The following is a 16,695-nucleotide window of genomic DNA, read 5'->3' on the forward strand; positions in this document are numbered from 1 at the left end:
TATGGTCCGTACTTACAGGGAATATTTTAACCGGAACTTTACCACAGACAAGTATGTTCAGTTTTTACGTGTGCTTGGTGAAGATTATCCACCCCTAACAATCAGATTTGCCGAAACACCTGTATTCATTCCCGAGGATTTAAAAAATCAGCTGATCGAAGCGGGCGAAGAAATCATCAAATTAATCAAACAACCTGATTTCAAAGCCCTTACTGACAGCGCAATTCCTAAAGAGTGGATAGTTCCCAATGAAAATGATCATCCTCATTTTTTAGCATTCGATTTTGGCATTTGTAAAGATGAAAAGGGTCGTTTAGTACCCAGACTTATAGAAATGCAAGGATTCCCCTCTTTATTTGGTTTTCAGGCACATTTGGCTGATGCTTATAAAGATGCTTTTGAGCTGGATGACCTCGCAGATTTCAGCCCTTTTTTCCATGGGATAGATCAGCAAAGCTATATCGCGTTATTGAAAAAAGTGATACTAGGGCCTTTTGCTCCAGAAGAAGTTGCTTTAATGGATATCGACGCACCGAATCAGAAAACTGCTATTGATTTTTTTGTCACCGCCAAACATTTAGGGATACGAATTCTAAGTTTAACAGATATTTTTAAGGAAGGCGATCAGCTATTTTATAAAGAACAAGGCAAGAAAATCAGGTTAAGAAGGATTTATAACCGCCTGATTTTTGACGAAGTAAGTACACAACAGGAATTATTTAAGCTCAGTTTTGACCCGAGAGAAGAGCTGGATATCGAATGGATCACACACCCTAACTGGTTTTACCGGATCAGCAAATTCACTATGCCCTTTTTAAAGAATGAATTTGTACCTGAAACCCGGTTTTTAAATACTATTGAATTGATTCCTTCAGATTTGGAGAATTACGTACTCAAACCTTTGTTTTCATTTGCAGGAATGGGGGTGATTATAGACGTCACTATGGCCGATATTGATGCAATAGCTGATCCCGAGAACTGGATTTTACAAAGAAAAGTGAATTACGAACCTGTCGTTCAATCACCAGATGGCCTGGTTAAAGCAGAGCTTAGATTACTCTATATCTGGCCGGATGGAGAAGAGCCACAATTGTGTATTAACCTGGCCCGTTTAAGTAGAGGGAAAATGATTGGGGTACGTTATAATGCTGATTTTGACTGGGTAGGTGGCACTGTAGGACTAATGGCTCAGTAAATTTACATTTAGCAGACTCCCTGAATAAATCAATTGATTATAATTGTATTATGGATATTCAAGCTATTTTAGTAGGACTTTTATTTGTTGCAGCACTATTTTATATAGGCCGCATCATTTATCGCGCCGTATCCCCAAAAAGTGGAGGTTGCGGATCTAATTGCAAATGTGGTGTAGATTTTTCTAATATTGAAACTAAGAATAAATAGTTTTCATCTATATCAGTATGTTCCAACAGCTTAAAGATTACCTGCAAAAAAGGATTACAGTAACTGACGAGCAGTTCGAACTGATTTCAAGAGATATTAAGGTTAAAGTCATTGAAAAAAACCAGGTGCTTGTTGCCCCGGGTGAAATCAACTCTAAGGGCTATTTTGTGACCGAAGGGTTATTACGCTGCTATTCTATTGACAGCAAAGCAAAGGTCAATATTATTCAGTTTGCTCCTGAAAACTGGTGGATGTCTGAAAGGAACAGCCTTTTCAATGAACCTTCTGATTTCTATATTGATGCTGTAGAACGCACTACAGTATTACAGATCCCTAAAAATTATTTTGATGATGCAGCAAAAAACATCCCTTGTTTTGCTGATCTCAATTATACTATGCTGAACAATTCGATCCGCTTTATGCAGAAAAGGATCAATATGTTATTAAGCGCAACTGCTGAAGAAAGATATCTTGATTTTATCAAATTATATCCTAACCTGACGCTCCGTGTACCGCAATGGATGATTGCCTCTTACCTCGGTATTACACCAGAGTCTTTAAGCAGAGTACGTAAAGACCTCGCACACAAACATTTCAAAGTTTAACTATTTCTTATCATACATCAACACCCACGCCTAACATTAGCTTTAGATTTGTGTTATAATAAAAACCAATATTAAAACTAAAGATTATGGCAACTACTAAATGGGTATTAGATCCAACACACAGTGAACTTCAATTTAAAGTAAAACATTTGATGATCTCTACCGTAACTGGTAGTTTCAATGAGTTTTCTGCAGAATTAGATACCGACAATGACAATTTCGAACATTCAGCTGTTTCTTTCAAAGCAGGTGTTGACTCTATCGATACAGGTAACAAAGACAGAGACGGTCACTTGAAAAGTGGTGATTTCTTTAATGCTGCAGACTTCCCTTCTGTTTCTTTTGTTTCGACTTCATTCACTAAAGATGGTGACGATTATCAATTGAAAGGTGACCTGACTATCAAAGATGTAACTAAACCGGTTACTTTAGCTGTTGAATTTGGCGGAACTGCACAAGACCCATGGGGTAATACTAAAGCTGGTTTTACCATCAACGGAAAAATAAACAGAACTGATTTCGGTCTGACTTACAATGCTGCATTAGAAACCGGTGGTGTCATGTTAGGTGAAGAAGTTAAAATCTTAGGTGAACTGCAATTCGCAAAACAAGCCTAGTCAGTTAACTCTTTAAACCTGGTTGATTACTTCTTACAAAAACGATTTCTTATGGAAACCACTATAAAATCTGTTTCGGCTGTTTTAGCTGCACCAGCACCACACATGGTCGGTGATGGGTTTAAAGTGAGTAACTTTTTCCCGGGAGGCTATAAAATTAAAATGAGCCCTTTCTATATGCTCGATTTTAATGATAAAATGGAGCTTTCGCCAACGAATCAATTACGCGGCGTTGGCGTGCATCCGCACCGTGGTTTTGAAACAGTAACGATCGCTTACCATGGGGCTATTGCGCATCATGACAGCGCCGGAAACAGTGGGATTATTTACCCTGGTGATGTACAGTGGATGACAGCTGCAAGCGGTATCCTTCATAAAGAATATCATGAAAAGGAATTCAGCAGGAAAGGCGGGCTTTTCCAGATGGTTCAGCTGTGGGTAAACCTCCCTGCTAAGGACAAAATGAGTAAGCCTAAGTATCAGGAGATTCAAAATGATACTATCGGAAGATACGTTTTACCCGAAAATACAGGAAAAATAGAGGTTATCGCAGGCCAGTATATGGATGTCATAGGGGCTGCAACTACTTTCAGCAAGATGAATGTATACAATGTACATTTAAATGCTGGCGGAGAAGCGGTCTTTAATTTTCCAGCCGATTTTAACACTGGTCTATTGATTATAGAGGGAAATCTCGTCATCAATGGAGAAAAAGCAGCTGGAAATGAATTCGTATATTTTAAGAATGATGGGGAGGAAATTCATGCTAAGGCTTCAGAAAATAGTATTATTTTGGTTTTAAGTGGTGAACCTATCGATGAACCAATAGCACAATACGGGCCATTCTTAATGAACAATCAGGCAGAAATAAAATTAGCCATAAGCGATTACAATGAAGGTAAATTTGGTTACCTCGAAGATTAATATTCTAAGGAAACCAAACCTGCATATAAATGAGAAAGCCTCTGAATCTTAAGATTCAGAGGCTTTCTCATTTATTTTTTAGCAGGCTTTGAATGATCTGTCTGCAAGCTGTCAATTAGCGTAGTATCAGAACTCTTTTGCTGCGCTGGCTGTGAAGAAGCCTTAATATTAGTATCTATTTTTACTGAATCAGGAACTTTCTCGCTTCCTTTATCACCCATGGTACAGGATGAAATAGAAACGGCTGTTATTCCCGCTATGAGTAAACATTGGAATGAGTTTTTCATAATAAGGGTTTTTTCTAAACAACGCCCTTGCAGCACCAATTGTTTTTTATTTTTCAATCAGGCAAACCGCATAAGCAACAACCCCCTCTTCCCGGCCAATAAAACCCATTGTTTCATTCGTAGTGGCTTTAATGGAAATATCTTCTGTTGACATACCGATAGCATCAGCAATATTCTGTTGCATCTGTGGAATATGCGGATTGATTTTCGGTGCCTCCAGGCATAACATCGCATCAATATTTCCAATGCTCCATCCTTTTTCAGTCAGCAGTTTTACAGTTTCCTGTAAAAGAATCACACTACTGATCCCTTTCCACCTTGGATCTGTATTTTTAAAATGGAAGCCGATATCGCGAAGATTCGCAGCCCCTAATAAAGCATCACAAATTGCATGCAATAAAACATCGGCATCTGAATGTCCAAATGCTCCCTGATGGTGTTCAAGATTCACTCCTCCAACCACAAATGGATGACCACCTTTTAACTGGTGTACGTCAAATCCAAATCCTACTTTAATCTTCATTTTTATTTATATTTATTTACTGGTATTCCCCAAATTAAACAATAAGGTAAACCTTAAAGTATTCGCTAACGGGCTTTTTCTGGCACTTGCAGCCAGGTAAGATACATCGAAATTAAAATTTTCATATTTAAAGCCTGTACCTAAGGTAAAATATCTCCTGTCCCCTTTTTGCGGACTTTCATAGAAATAACCAGTTCTGAGTGCAAATTTCTTATTGTACCAATATTCCAGCCCTGAAGCGATATTGATCTCCTTTACTTCTTCATTGAAGCCTCCCGGCGCATCGTTGAACGAGCCAAAGATACCAGAAGGAACTGAACGGTCAGGATCTCTGCCCGATTGTATACTTCCATCCTGATTATAAATCGGCTGGGTAGGTACTAAAAGTTTATTGAAATCAAGTGCAAGCGTTATTTCATTATAATCATCCAGGATCAGCGTTGCAGCTCCACCGATTTTCAGGTTTGTCGGCAGAAAAGCACTCTGACCGCCATCTACATAACTCATTTTTGTACCGATGTTTGAAATATTCGCACCAGCGGATATAATTGCATCATGTCCAAGCATATAGGTTGGCTTTTTGAAATAAGCAGAAACATCCACCGCAAGAGATTTACCCGCTTTTGATTGCTGTCCGACACCAAAGTTTCCTGCTGCCAGGTTTGAATAAATATATCTGACAGAGGTTCCTAAAGAGAATGAATCCCCAAAACGACGGGCAAAAGTTGCATCAATAGCTAATTCACTTGGACTGGAAGTACCCAGTTCTTGCTGATTTGCATCAGTCAGTTGTATTTTACCCAGAGAAAAATAACGCATTGAAGCAGCTAAAGTTGTTCTTTCATCCAGTTTATAAAAGCCACTCAGGTAGCCTAAATTAATATCAGAAACAATACTTCTCAACCATGGACTGTAAGAAGCTGAAAACCCATATTTCTCTTCCAGAAAAGCAAGTTTGGAAGGGTTAATACTACCAGAATTCGCGTCTGGTGAGATCGCCACACCAGCTTCTCCCATCCCTCCAACTCTCGCATCGGGGGTGATCAGTAAAAACGGGACTGCCGTTTTCAAGCTGTTAAACCTGCTGCCATTGCTTTGTGTTTCTGGTGTCTGGGCCTGCAGAGAGAAAGTTTCTACAGCAAAAAAGAAGCAAATCAATAGAAATCTTGAAGAGCACTTCAGTTTTATTATCCTCATTAATTGATTTTCTTTTTCAGGTTCATAGATAGGTATGGGTCAGTGTTGACTCTCTTTTTCAAATATAATTTAAATAAGCAATTTATTTAAATTAAGACTTAACATTTGTGCGGATATATATTGCAAGATGTTAATCTATGATGATATTATTCAATTATTTTGTTTCATCGATCTTTTTTTGTGTAATTTTAACAGTTAGAATAGCTCAATACGCAATTATGGAAAAAACATACCTATATTCATTTGCTTTTTTATTGTCTGTTTCCTCAATAATTTCGTGCACATCGAAAAAAAGTGCAACCTCCGAAAAGACAGGATTAGCATACAATAGACCAGAAAACGGAGGGTTTCAGGTAAATAACAAATTCAAACGCGGACCTGGTCCGGGTTTGGTTGAGATTGAAGGTGGTGTATTTGTGATGAGCGGAAGCGCGACCAATGTTCCGGGGCAAGAGCTCAAAGATTATAACCACAAAAGAGAAACAACAGTATCTTCCTTCTACATGGATGAGACTGAGGTTTCCAATACAAACTGGTTAGAATACCTCAACTGGATCAGAAAAGTTGACCCAACTAACTACGAATATTATTACAACGAGTTACCTGATACGCTGGTTTGGCGCAGGCCTCTTTCTTACAATGAACCTTACGTTGACAATTATTTAAGACACCCTGCTTATCAGGACTATCCTGTGGTAGGCGTAAGCTGGGAACAGGCACAAAGATATTGTGAATGGAGAACAGATATCGTCAATGAATCTCTTTTAAGGGAGCAAAATTATATGACCAGCTACAAGGACCTGAACGGTACTGGTAAAAATGGTAAAAAAACAAATGCAGCAGCTACTGCGGCTAAACCAACCGGCCCTTTCAATACAGACATTTATTTAAATGGACAGTATGACGATAAAGGAACTAAAGCCATGAAAGATTTTAGTCCTGCGGCTACTGCAGCCAATGCAAACGCTAAAGGTCAAAAAGGCGGTGCAACCAGGAATGTAAGACTAGAAGATGGTATTATCAAACAACCTTACCGCTTGCCAACAGAAGCTGAATGGGAATATGCAGCTTTAGGTTTAATCGGAAATACGAACTATGAGAATATCTCCAGCAACAAGATCTATCCATGGGATGGTTTGGGTATCAGTTCTGCGAAGAACAAGACCCGCGGTTTGATTCTGGCCAACTTTAAAAGAACTAAAGGTGACTACATGGGTGTTGGCGGTACGCTGAATGATAAAGGAAGTATTACTGTTCCTGTTCGCTCTTATGTACCTAATGATTTCGGTTTATACAATATGGCCGGAAACGTGAATGAGTGGGTAGCCGACGTTTACCGCTCTAATACTTTTGCGGATGCAGATGCTTTAAACCCATACAGGGGAAATTACTACCAGGACAAAAAGGTTGCTGATCCATTAACAGGCAGGCTAGAGAAAGACGCTTACAACAGACCTATTATGACTGCTGCTGTTTCTGGTAAAAAACAAACCTGGGCAGAGAAACAAGCTGCTACTGCTAAAGCAGATACGGTAAAGAATTCTTATGCTGACCAAAGAGGTTTCCGCGATGAGGAAAACAAACTATACGGTGAAATTACACTGGTCAACAATAAATCAAGAGTTTACAAAGGTGGCTCGTGGGATGATCAGGCTTTATGGTTAAATCCTGCGACCAGACGCTTCTTACCACAAGATGAGTCTACTGCTGATATTGGTTTTCGTTGTGCGATGACCATGCTGGGTGCTTCTGAGATCCGCTCTGTCGGAAAACCTCAGTTTAAGCCTAAACAGCAAAAGCCTTTCAATGCGAAAAAGAAATAAACTAAAATAAGCTCATAAAAAAATAGGAACTTTTTAGTTCCTATTTTTTTATGAGCTTATTTTAGACAATTATATTATCTCAAATAATTATACAAATTCTATTAAAACCTGGTTCTTCTCGACTTTATCACCTGTGCTGACATTTATCTTTTTGATCACTCCTTCAGTGACCGATTTCAGCATATTTTCCATTTTCATCGCCTCCAGTACCAGCAGGTTATCACCTTTGTGAACCTCCTGCCCTTCAAAAACGCTGACATTCAATACTAAACCTGGCATAGGCGCTTTAACCTCTCTTGCTGTTTTCCCACTACCAGCACCCATTCCCATTGCTTTCAGTAAACCATCAAACTGATCTTCGATCGCTACTTCATAAAGTTTCCCATTTATTTTAATAACTGAGGTTTTATCTTCGTGATTCTCAGAGACCACTTCAGCATTATACGACTTGTTTTTATAGATGAAATGCAGATGACCATCCTGAAGCTCCCTTACATCTACCGGAATCGTTTCACCATTCAGTTGTAAAGCATCATTTACAGCCAATAAATCAAAATCATAAGTATCATTTACTTTTATCTTATACATATCAATGGGTTAAAACATAACTGACTAAATTTGCGCCCATTTTAAGCGCATTACTTCTTTTTTCGGCTGTATCTCCCGGATAAGTCCCGAAGTCTTCCCAGCCGTTCCCTAAATCACATTCATAGGTATAATAACAAACTATTCTCCCTTCCCATATTAAAGCAAAACCTTGCGCCCGTTTTCCATCGTGCTCATGTATTTTGGGCAAACCATTCGGAAACTTAAATTTTTCACTGTAAATCGGGTGATTAGCAGGCAATTCGATAAATGATAACTCAGGAAATACCTTTTTCAGCTGTATCCGTACATATTTGTCCAGACCATAGTTATCATCAATATGCAAAAAACCTCCCCCTATCAGATAACGACGGATATTTTGCGCTTCCTGAGCACTGAATACTACATTACCATGCCCGGTCATATAGACAAAAGGATAATTAAAAATTTCAGGACTGCCCGCTTCTGCTACAGCTTCATCGGGAGCGAAATTAGTATGCAGGTTCTGATTACAAAACGCAGCCAGGTTACCTAAAGCGGTCCTGTTGCCATACCAATCCCCACCACCACTATATTTAAGTCTTGCCAGCTGATAAGCAGGGGTATGAAAACTGCTTGTCAATAAAACCAGTAAAGGGAAAAAGATTAGGAGCTTGAATTTCATCTATTTAAGTAATTCACCTCAAAACATGCAGCCAAAGCAGCAGTTTCTGTCCTGAGACGTGTATTACCTAAAGTTAATGGTTTAAAGTCATTTTGCAAAGCCAGCTGTATTTCATTTGGTGTGAAATCTCCTTCCGGCCCGATCAGGATCAGATAATTCTGACCTGGCTTGGAAACCTGGCTGATAAAGCCGCGTGGTTCTCCAGCTACACAATGTGCAATCATTTTATAGTCGGCGGTATTTTTACTAATAAACTCCTTAAAGCCAACAGCATCATTTAATACCGGATGATAAGCCTGCAGCGATTGCTTGACTGCCGAAGTGATCACTTTATTCAAGCGTTCTTCTTTAACAATCTTACGCTCCGAACGCTCACAGATCAGCGGGGTAATGGTATCAATTCCAATTTCCGTTGCCTTCTCCAGGAACCATTCCAGCCTGTCTATATTTTTTGTCGGAGCCACGGCAATATGAAGGCCGTGGTTTCTCTTTTGATATTCCCTGGTAGTCTTTAACACACGCAAGGTTACATTTCTTTTAGATTCAGCGATGATCTCTGCTTCATACAGCCCGCCTTTACCATCAATCAGGTGTACGACGTCACCGATTACCAGGCGCAATACTTTCATACAATGCCTGCTTTCTTCCTCATTTAAAATATAGGAATCAGCGGTAATATCCGGCGTATAAAAAACATGCATCTTATTTAATTTTAGTGATTATCTACCAGATCATTGTTACTGATCACCAATTCAAGCTTGATCGTTTCAATGTTTTGTTCTGTCTTTTTCAGAATGGTAAATAAATAGCCATAACATTCTTCACTATCCCCTACGTCCGGGATCTTTCCGAAAGCATGAGATACCAGACCACCAACAGTATCAAAATCCAGATCTTCAGGAAGATCATGTGGAAGGTGTTCATTCACATCATAAACCGTTGCATAAGCATTGATCACGAACTCTGTATCAGAAATCTTTTCTACTGTAGGCTTCTCTTCATCGTACTCATCCTGAATCTCCCCTACAATTTCTTCTACAATATCTTCTAGCGTCACCATACCTGCTGTACCACCAAATTCATCGATGACAATGGCAATCTGAATGCGTTTCTGCTGAAGCTCACTTAACAGATCATTGATCTTTTTCGTTTCCGGAACGAAATAAGGCTTTCTGATAATATCTTTTAATGACCACTCTTTATTTCCTGCCAGTAAAGGCAAAACATCCTTAGCATGTATAATACCGATAATCTTATCAATAATATCATCATATACCGGCATCCTTGAATATCCCTCAGCGATAATTAGTGTAATCACTTCCTCTTTTGGCGTAGACAGTTCAATACCCGAAATCTTGGTTCTGGGTACCATAATATTTTTAACCACACGTTCATTGAAATCAAAAACGTTGCGGATGAGTTCATGCTCGTTGTTATCCAGCGCGCCACTCTCTCTTCCCTGATCTAACAGGTAATATAGTTCTTCTGTACTGTGTACCGCCTCGTGACCACCAACTGTCGAAATACCAAAAATTTTCAGAATAATATTCGCAAACCCATTCAGTAACCAGATAAACGGTCTGAAAACTACATAGAAAACCTGTAACGGAACAGAGATAAAAAGTGTTGTAGCTACGGGGCGCTGAATAGCAATTGATTTTGGTGCAAGCTCTCCGAATACGATGTGCATAATCGTAATAAAACTGAATGCAATAATTGGAGAAGCAGTTTTCGAGAAGGAATCGATGAATGCAGGGGACTGGTTTAATGAAGTTAATAGATTGTGTAACAGATGTTCCATTACTGATTCTCCAACCCAGCCTAATCCCAGTGATGCTAATGTAATACCCAGCTGCGTTGCAGCCAGGTACCCATCAAGATGTTGTGTAATATATTTAGCAATATTAGCTACTCTATTACCAGATTTAGCCTTAATTTCTATTTGCGACGCTCTGACTTTAACGATTGCAAACTCAGCTGCAACGAAAAAGCCGTTTAAGACGACTAAGAAAAAGGTTAAGAATATTTGAAAGCCCATTAAGAGTTGTTTCTAAATGTACTATTATAAAGCTCTATACTTTCTTCAATAACTTTATAAGCATAAGTAACGCCCATCAACTTTTCGATAGTTACGTTCTTTTCTTCTAAAGCCTTATAATCCTGGAAGAATCTTACGATTTCTTTCATCTGGTGTGGTGGCAATTCAGAGATGTCATTGATATAGTTTACTGACATATCATTTTTTGCTACAGCGATGATTTTATCATCCTGCTCACCATTATCTACCATGTGCATTACACCAATAACTTTTGCCTCAACAATAGATAAAGGGTAAACATCCACAGAACACAAAACAAGGATATCTAATGGGTCATTGTCATCACAGTAAGTCTGAGGAATAAAACCATAGTTTGCAGGATACATGACAGAAGAAAACAGGACACGATCCAATTTAATCAAATGAGAGTCTTTATCTATTTCGTATTTAGCTTTTGATCCTTTAGGAATTTCAATAATAGCATTTACCGATTCTGGTAAATTAGCACCTGGAGAAACACTGTGCCAGGGATGTTTTGTGTCTATTTGCATTTTTTTAATGTTGTTATTTATTCTCTTCGTTTGTATGTACCCGCTTCTTCAAAAAAGTATAGAGCAGCGGGATAGTAGTTATAACCATAAAACCTACAATAATATAAAGCAGGTAAGCGTTGATTTCCTTTTCAAATTTCTTGCCAAGAAAATAGCCCAGCAAAGTTAAAGATGTTATCCATAAAAAAGCACCACAAATATTATATAGTGCGAACCTCTTAAAATCCAGTCTGACAACTCCGGCAATGATTGGCGCAAAAGTCCTGACAATGGGAACAAATCGTCCCATAATTAAAGCAAAAGCACCTTGTTTGTGATAGTAAGCTTCTGCAGCTTTAAGATAGCGTTTTTTGAAGAAAAAAGTGTCTTTACGATCGTATAAAACAGGCCCTGTTTTCTTTCCGAACCAATAACCAGTAAAATTACCTGAAACAGCCGATACAATCAGACCAAAGATAAGCACGTAAATATTTACGTCAAGTTTACCCGTCGCCACGAACATCCCGGCAAGAAACAGTAAGTAATCCCCAGGTAAGAAAAATCCAAAAAATAATCCTGTCTCAGCAAAAATTACGAATATCAGGACGTAAAAGCCACCTTCTTTAAGTAATTTCTCAGGATCAATAAAGTGATGTACGGAGGTCCAGAAATCGTGCATAGTTCAAGTAATCGTAAAATTACAAATAATTTCCTGAGAAATGCCTATATCAGATTTAATATTATAGTTGGATAAACTCCTAAGAATATTGTGATGATTACTGATAAAATTAAAACCACTTTGTATTGAACCGGCGTTTCTAACACAACCTCAGAGCCCTCTTTAAAGTACATGGCAACAATTACCCTTAAGTAATAATAAAAGCCTACAAGCGCATTTAAAATCGCAAATGCAACCAGGTAAACCTGGTATTCATTCATCACATTTAAAAACATCAGGTATTTTCCTATAAAACCAGCAGTAAGCGGTATACCTGCAAGAGAAAGCATCGCAATAGTCAATGCCAGTGCCACTAAAGGATTGCGTTTTCCCAATCCGTTGAAACTCTCAAAATTATCATGGCCTGTTTTCTGTTTCACTAAAATTAATACAGCGAAAGCAATAATACTGGCAAAAGTATAGGCTGCTGCATAAACCATTACATTGTTTGCCGAATTGGCAGTCAAAGTAACTAAAGAGAATAACAGGTAACCTGCATGAGAGATACTTGAATAAGCAAGCATCCTTTTGAAGTTCTTTTGGAAAAGGGCTGTCACGTTACCGATAAATAAGGTAATGCATACGATAGCCATCAATGGTGGCATCCAGAAATCATGAAGCGGAGCAAAAGTACCAGCGAAAAGACGCAGGAAGGCTGCAAAACCAGCAGTTTTTACTACAGTAGACATGAAAGCAGTAATCAGAGAAGGTGCCCCTTCATACACATCCGGAGTCCAGAAGTGGAAAGGTGCAGCACCGATTTTAAAACATAGGCCTACCATGATCAGGATTACCCCAGGATAAAACAATGGAGATACTGCCTGGTAGTTTCCGATCAGGTACTGATTGATTGCATGCAGGCTGAATGAGCCTGTAGCACCATAAACTAAAGTAATCCCGAACAAAAGGAAACCTGTAGAAAAGGCACCCATCAGGAAGTATTTTAAAGAAGCCTCATTGGAAGCAAAATTGCTCTTCCGGATACCCGCGAGGATATATAAAGCCACTGACATAATTTCTATTCCAATAAATAACATGGACATATTCGTATAAGATACCATGATCACGATACCCGCAAGCGCGAATAAGATCAAAGTATAATATTCTGCCACATTTTCACTGTCCTTCGCAAAGTAATTCTGCGTCAGTAAAAAGATGAAAATTGTCCCTAAAATAGTAAGAGAGGAAAAAGCGATGGCAAAATTATCCATCTCCATCATTCCATAATACACCGTATTAGAATTCCATGCGGTAACTGCAAAGGCCAGAGAGATCAATAACCCCACAAGAGTTAGTGGTAACAAAGCTTTCTTCGCTTTGAATAAACCTGCATAAAGCACCGCTAAAGCTGTAACAACAATTGTTATAATGATATTCATTTCCTTATTTTACCGATGTTAATTTTTGATTTACCTGTTCTAATAATTGTTGTACCGAAGCTTCTGACAAATGCAGAATTGGCTTAGGATATACTCCCAATACGATAATCAACGCACAAATTATAACCAATACAATTTGTTCTGTTCCTTTAATGTCTGCAAATCCAAGTGTTAATTCATTGGTTTTGCCCAACATGATGTTCTGATACAGGCGGAACATATATACCGCACCAAAAATAACTGTCAGACCGGCAAATACGACAGCCCAGATATTGTACTGGTAAATACCGATCAGCAATAAAAACTCTCCGATGAAACCGTTGGTTCCTGGTAAAGCTACCGTTCCCAATACAATGATCAGGAATGCAATCGCCAGTTTTGGTGCTGATTTCGCAATACCACCCAACTCAGCAATTGTATTTGTTTTTACTCTGGAGAAAATAATGTCCAGGACAAAGAATAACCCGATCACGTTCACACCGTGACTTAACATCTGGATCATTGCACCTTGCATACCCTGCGTATTTAAAGCGAAGATACCTGCAGAGATCAACCCTACGTGGGCAATAGATGAATAAGCAATTAGTCTTTTCGCATCTTTCTGTTTGAAAGCAATTAAAGAAGCATATACGATTCCGATGATAGACAGAATGATCGCAGTATTGCCCCATTCTTGTACACCTGCTGGTACGATTGGCAATAACCATCTGATTACACCATAAATACCCATTTTCAGCATGATCCCCGAAAGTAACATCGTACCTGCTGCCGGTGCCTCAGTATAGGTATCCGGCTGCCAGGTATGGAAAGGGAAAATTGGCATTTTAATCGCAAAAGCAATAAAGAACGACCAGAATATCCACCCCTGCTGAACAGGATCTAAATGAAGCTGGTAGAATGCTTGTATATCAAAGTTGTGTGCAGGATTCTGTAAGTACAGATAAATAATACCTAATAACATGAATAAAGAACCAGCAATCGTGTATACAAAGAATTTCATGTTTACTTTAATGCGGTCTTTACCTCCCCATATTGCACAGATAAAATAAATTGGAATTAATGCTGCTTCCCATCCGATATAGAATAAGAAAGCATCCATTGCTGTAAATACAACCAGTAAACCTGCCTGCATAAATAAGATTAAAGCAAAGAAACCAGCTGGTGATTTATAGTTATGCTGATAACTGGCCAGGATAATAATTGGTACCAGTACATTGGTCAGCAATACTGTGATTAAGCTGATCCCGTCGATACCTGCATGGAAATGAATTCCAAGATCCTGTATCCAGGGCAGGTTAACGACAAATTGTGTACTTGCATCCGGGATAAACTGTCCGGCAACAACAGCTGTTAATGCCAATGAAGCAACAGCGAAAACCAGGGCTACATGTTTAGCGGCATTGCCGGTAAATGCTGTAACCAGTGCACCAACTACTGGCAGAAATATTAGAAGTATTAAAAGTTGTTCCATTATGTTTTCTTGGACGATCTTTTATAGAGATAAATAAGTATACAATAACAACGAGATGATTCCAACCACCATCATAAAAATATAGAAGCCAACATTACCAGATTGCAGTAATCTTACTCCTTTACTCGCTTCCGATGTGCTCCATCCTAAACCATTGACAATACCGTCAATAATCTTTTTATCAAATACCTTATAAAAGAATACTGAAATAGCATCCAGAGGTTTTCTGATTAAAGTATCATAAATTTCATCTACATAGAATTTATGATAAGACAGTTTAGCCAGTGCGGAACGTTGTCCTTCGTCTGCCACAGGAACATGATTTTGTTTCACGTATTTGCTATAAGCAAATGCGATAGAAATCAACACACCTACAACCGAAACAGCCATTAAAATATATTCAGTAGCATGATCCGGTGCTTCTCCATGATGCTGGATAACCGGCGCAAGCCAATGTGACAACCAATGTGAACCTCCCAATGACTCCGGAACACCAATTGCACCACCGATTGCTGAAAGCACGGCAAGAACGATTAATGGGATAGTCATACTTTTTGGAGACTCATGAATTTTTTCTTCAGCATGGTGCGTTCCTCTGTATTTACCGAAAAAAGTAAGGAACAACATTCTGAACATATAAAATGCAGTTAAAAAGGCAGTAAATACACCAATTGCCCACATTACTTTGTTATACTCGTATACATGAGAAAGGATCTCGTCTTTCGAGAAGAAACCTGAGAACGGAGGTAAACCTGAAATCGCAATCGTACCAATCAGCATGGTTAAGAAAGTAACCGGAAGTTTTTTACGCAAACCACCCATATGTCTCATATCCTGCTCATGGTGCATCGCATGGATCACCGATCCTGCACATAAGAACAATAATGCTTTAAAGAAAGCATGTGTAATTACGTGGAAGAAAGAACCGTTATAAGCACCAACTCCTAATCCTAAGAACATATATCCCAATTGAGATACCGTAGAATAAGCCAGTACTTTTTTAATATCTGTTTGCGTCAGGGCAACCAATGCACCCATAACAGCTGTTGTCAAACCAATAATTGCAATTAAGTGCTGTACTACCGGAGCCAGGTCAAACAAGACATTTGAACGTGCAATCATATAGATACCAGCAGTTACCATCGTTGCCGCGTGAATCAGGGCAGAAACCGGTGTTGGACCAGCCATCGCATCCGGTAACCAGGTAAACAACGGAATCTGTGCAGATTTACCACAGGCACCTACAAATAATAACAAAGCAATTAATGCAATGGTAGAATTGCCAGGCACCATATTACCCGCCAGCGGGAATATTTTAGAGAACTCTACACTACCGAATGTAGTGAAGATCAGGAATACCGCGATTAAAAAGCCTAAATCACCAATACGGTTCATCACGAAGGCTTTCTTTGCTGCTGTTGCATAACTGCTGTTGGTAAACCAGAAGCCGATCAGTAAGTAAGAGCACAAACCAACACCCTCCCATCCGATAAACATCACGATATAGTTTGATCCAAGAACCAGCAACAACATGAAAAAGATAAACAAGTTTAAATAGCTGAAGAATTTACCGAATCCTTCATCATCATGCATATATCCGATCGAGTATACATGAATCAGGAAACCAATTCCGGTAATGATCAGTAACATGATTGAACTCAATGGATCTACCAGGAAGGAAACCGGAATTTTTAATGACCCAGCACTGATCCAGTCAAATAAGAAAATCTCATGCGATTTCACAGCATCATTGCCTAAAGCTAAAAAGATGCCGATACTAATCACAAAAGATATGAATATCACGCTACTCCCAATAAAACCGATCAGGTTTTTGGATAATGTATTTCTCCCAAGACCGTTGATGATAAAGCCTAAAAGAGGAATTAACGGAACCAGCCAAACTAAATTTATCATTTTATAATTTATTCTT

Annotated in this window: 18 protein-coding genes; 6 read left to right on the top strand and 12 right to left on the bottom strand. The window is 38.8% G+C overall.

The window, feature by feature from the left end; translation table 11 throughout:
* The first annotated feature begins 1 nt into the window (after position 1).
* The 5 genes from ABIB30_RS23900 to ABIB30_RS23920 all read left to right on the top strand — a co-directional run bounded on the left by ABIB30_RS23900 (position 2) and on the right by ABIB30_RS23920 (position 3,550).
* Positions 2 to 1,195 (top strand): hypothetical protein, encoded by a 1,194-nt coding sequence (locus ABIB30_RS23900; protein WP_354305569.1) that lies wholly within the window; start codon positions 2 to 4, stop codon positions 1,193 to 1,195.
* Positions 1,196 to 1,245: 50 nt separating this feature from the next.
* Positions 1,246 to 1,404: a FeoB-associated Cys-rich membrane protein gene (locus ABIB30_RS23905; RefSeq protein ID WP_183868329.1), complete on the top strand. Its 159-nt coding sequence runs from the start codon at positions 1,246 to 1,248 to the stop codon at positions 1,402 to 1,404.
* A 17-nt stretch (positions 1,405 to 1,421) separates the two neighbouring features.
* A complete protein-coding gene (locus tag ABIB30_RS23910) occupies positions 1,422 to 2,009 on the top strand; it encodes a Crp/Fnr family transcriptional regulator (RefSeq protein WP_068405211.1) in 588 nt (195 codons plus the stop codon).
* 86 nt (positions 2,010 to 2,095) lie between these two features.
* Positions 2,096 to 2,626 carry a YceI family protein gene (locus tag ABIB30_RS23915; protein WP_354305570.1) on the top strand — a complete coding sequence of 177 codons (531 nt, stop codon included), beginning with the start codon at positions 2,096 to 2,098 and terminating at the stop codon, positions 2,624 to 2,626.
* 51 nt (positions 2,627 to 2,677) lie between these two features.
* Complete coding sequence (locus ABIB30_RS23920) at positions 2,678 to 3,550, top strand: pirin family protein (protein WP_354305571.1); 873 nt, start codon at positions 2,678 to 2,680, stop codon at positions 3,548 to 3,550.
* A 71-nt stretch (positions 3,551 to 3,621) separates the two neighbouring features.
* Here ABIB30_RS23920 and ABIB30_RS23925 read toward each other — a convergent pair whose 3' ends face one another.
* The 3 genes from ABIB30_RS23925 to porV are packed head-to-tail and all read right to left on the bottom strand — an operon-like array spanning position 3,622 to position 5,557.
* Positions 3,622 to 3,837 (bottom strand): hypothetical protein, encoded by a 216-nt coding sequence (locus ABIB30_RS23925; RefSeq protein ID WP_354305572.1) that lies wholly within the window; start codon positions 3,835 to 3,837, stop codon positions 3,622 to 3,624.
* Between the two features lie 46 nt (positions 3,838 to 3,883).
* Positions 3,884 to 4,360 (bottom strand): 2-C-methyl-D-erythritol 2,4-cyclodiphosphate synthase, encoded by a 477-nt coding sequence (gene ispF / locus ABIB30_RS23930; RefSeq protein ID WP_068405202.1) that lies wholly within the window; start codon positions 4,358 to 4,360, stop codon positions 3,884 to 3,886.
* 12 nt (positions 4,361 to 4,372) lie between these two features.
* Positions 4,373 to 5,557 carry a type IX secretion system outer membrane channel protein PorV gene (gene porV / locus ABIB30_RS23935; RefSeq protein ID WP_354305573.1) on the bottom strand — a complete coding sequence of 395 codons (1,185 nt, stop codon included), beginning with the start codon at positions 5,555 to 5,557 and terminating at the stop codon, positions 4,373 to 4,375.
* A gap of 218 nt (positions 5,558 to 5,775) precedes the next feature.
* Here porV and ABIB30_RS23940 point away from each other — a divergent pair, with 218 nt between their 5' ends.
* Positions 5,776 to 7,380, top strand: coding sequence for an SUMF1/EgtB/PvdO family nonheme iron enzyme (locus ABIB30_RS23940; protein ID WP_183868334.1), 1,605 nt, complete (start codon positions 5,776 to 5,778; stop codon positions 7,378 to 7,380).
* Between the two features lie 87 nt (positions 7,381 to 7,467).
* Here the strand turns inward: ABIB30_RS23940 and ABIB30_RS23945 are convergent, their stop codons facing one another.
* From ABIB30_RS23945 to nuoL, 9 genes are read right to left on the bottom strand one after another with little or no spacing between them, the layout of a single operon-like run.
* Positions 7,468 to 7,968 (bottom strand): acyl-CoA carboxylase biotin carboxyl carrier protein subunit, encoded by a 501-nt coding sequence (locus tag ABIB30_RS23945; protein ID WP_354305574.1) that lies wholly within the window; start codon positions 7,966 to 7,968, stop codon positions 7,468 to 7,470.
* Position 7,969: 1 nt separating this feature from the next.
* On the bottom strand, positions 7,970 to 8,629 hold the full coding sequence (locus ABIB30_RS23950; protein WP_354305576.1) for a DUF4159 domain-containing protein: 660 nt from the start codon (positions 8,627 to 8,629) through the stop codon (positions 7,970 to 7,972).
* A complete protein-coding gene (locus ABIB30_RS23955; protein ID WP_354305577.1) occupies positions 8,626 to 9,330 on the bottom strand; it encodes a 16S rRNA (uracil(1498)-N(3))-methyltransferase in 705 nt (234 codons plus the stop codon). The genes ABIB30_RS23950 and ABIB30_RS23955 overlap by 4 nt, the downstream gene beginning before the upstream one ends.
* 11 nt (positions 9,331 to 9,341) lie before the next feature.
* Positions 9,342 to 10,667 (bottom strand): hemolysin family protein, encoded by a 1,326-nt coding sequence (locus ABIB30_RS23960; RefSeq protein ID WP_354305578.1) that lies wholly within the window; start codon positions 10,665 to 10,667, stop codon positions 9,342 to 9,344.
* Positions 10,667 to 11,218 carry an inorganic diphosphatase gene (locus tag ABIB30_RS23965; RefSeq protein WP_183868339.1) on the bottom strand — a complete coding sequence of 184 codons (552 nt, stop codon included), beginning with the start codon at positions 11,216 to 11,218 and terminating at the stop codon, positions 10,667 to 10,669. The genes ABIB30_RS23960 and ABIB30_RS23965 overlap by 1 nt, the downstream gene beginning before the upstream one ends.
* 13 nt (positions 11,219 to 11,231) lie before the next feature.
* On the bottom strand, positions 11,232 to 11,876 hold the full coding sequence (locus ABIB30_RS23970) for a DedA family protein (RefSeq protein WP_354305579.1): 645 nt from the start codon (positions 11,874 to 11,876) through the stop codon (positions 11,232 to 11,234).
* 44 nt (positions 11,877 to 11,920) lie between these two features.
* Positions 11,921 to 13,294 carry an NADH-quinone oxidoreductase subunit N gene (locus ABIB30_RS23975; RefSeq protein ID WP_354305580.1) on the bottom strand — a complete coding sequence of 458 codons (1,374 nt, stop codon included), beginning with the start codon at positions 13,292 to 13,294 and terminating at the stop codon, positions 11,921 to 11,923.
* A gap of 4 nt (positions 13,295 to 13,298) precedes the next feature.
* Positions 13,299 to 14,765: a complex I subunit 4 family protein gene (locus ABIB30_RS23980; protein WP_354305581.1), complete on the bottom strand. Its 1,467-nt coding sequence runs from the start codon at positions 14,763 to 14,765 to the stop codon at positions 13,299 to 13,301.
* A gap of 21 nt (positions 14,766 to 14,786) precedes the next feature.
* On the bottom strand, positions 14,787 to 16,679 hold the full coding sequence (gene nuoL, locus ABIB30_RS23985; protein ID WP_354305582.1) for an NADH-quinone oxidoreductase subunit L: 1,893 nt from the start codon (positions 16,677 to 16,679) through the stop codon (positions 14,787 to 14,789).
* Between the last annotated feature and the right edge of the window lie 16 nt (positions 16,680 to 16,695).

Origin of the sequence: Pedobacter sp. UYP1 (assembly GCF_040547305.1) — a bacterium.
GTDB lineage: Bacteria > Bacteroidota > Bacteroidia > Sphingobacteriales > Sphingobacteriaceae > Pedobacter.

Excerpts from the sequence above, each read along its gene's own strand:
- ABIB30_RS23900 (WP_354305569.1), top strand. The coding sequence starts at position 2 with ATGGTCCGTACTTACAGGGAATATTTTAACCGGAACTTTACCACAGAC.
- ABIB30_RS23905 (WP_183868329.1), top strand. The coding sequence starts at position 1,246 with ATGGATATTCAAGCTATTTTAGTAGGACTTTTATTTGTTGCAGCACTA.
- ABIB30_RS23910 (WP_068405211.1), top strand. The coding sequence starts at position 1,422 with ATGTTCCAACAGCTTAAAGATTACCTGCAAAAAAGGATTACAGTAACT.
- ABIB30_RS23915 (WP_354305570.1), top strand. The coding sequence starts at position 2,096 with ATGGCAACTACTAAATGGGTATTAGATCCAACACACAGTGAACTTCAA.
- ABIB30_RS23920 (WP_354305571.1), top strand. The coding sequence starts at position 2,678 with ATGGAAACCACTATAAAATCTGTTTCGGCTGTTTTAGCTGCACCAGCA.
- ABIB30_RS23925 (WP_354305572.1), bottom strand. The coding sequence starts at position 3,837 with ATGAAAAACTCATTCCAATGTTTACTCATAGCGGGAATAACAGCCGTT.
- ispF (WP_068405202.1), bottom strand. The coding sequence starts at position 4,360 with ATGAAGATTAAAGTAGGATTTGGATTTGACGTACACCAGTTAAAAGGT.
- porV (WP_354305573.1), bottom strand. The coding sequence starts at position 5,557 with ATGAGGATAATAAAACTGAAGTGCTCTTCAAGATTTCTATTGATTTGC.
- ABIB30_RS23940 (WP_183868334.1), top strand. The coding sequence starts at position 5,776 with ATGGAAAAAACATACCTATATTCATTTGCTTTTTTATTGTCTGTTTCC.
- ABIB30_RS23945 (WP_354305574.1), bottom strand. The coding sequence starts at position 7,968 with ATGTATAAGATAAAAGTAAATGATACTTATGATTTTGATTTATTGGCT.
- ABIB30_RS23950 (WP_354305576.1), bottom strand. The coding sequence starts at position 8,629 with ATGAAATTCAAGCTCCTAATCTTTTTCCCTTTACTGGTTTTATTGACA.
- ABIB30_RS23955 (WP_354305577.1), bottom strand. The coding sequence starts at position 9,330 with ATGCATGTTTTTTATACGCCGGATATTACCGCTGATTCCTATATTTTA.
- ABIB30_RS23960 (WP_354305578.1), bottom strand. The coding sequence starts at position 10,667 with ATGGGCTTTCAAATATTCTTAACCTTTTTCTTAGTCGTCTTAAACGGC.
- ABIB30_RS23965 (WP_183868339.1), bottom strand. The coding sequence starts at position 11,218 with ATGCAAATAGACACAAAACATCCCTGGCACAGTGTTTCTCCAGGTGCT.
- ABIB30_RS23970 (WP_354305579.1), bottom strand. The coding sequence starts at position 11,876 with ATGCACGATTTCTGGACCTCCGTACATCACTTTATTGATCCTGAGAAA.
- ABIB30_RS23975 (WP_354305580.1), bottom strand. The coding sequence starts at position 13,294 with ATGAATATCATTATAACAATTGTTGTTACAGCTTTAGCGGTGCTTTAT.
- ABIB30_RS23980 (WP_354305581.1), bottom strand. The coding sequence starts at position 14,765 with ATGGAACAACTTTTAATACTTCTAATATTTCTGCCAGTAGTTGGTGCA.
- nuoL (WP_354305582.1), bottom strand. The coding sequence starts at position 16,679 with ATGATAAATTTAGTTTGGCTGGTTCCGTTAATTCCTCTTTTAGGCTTT.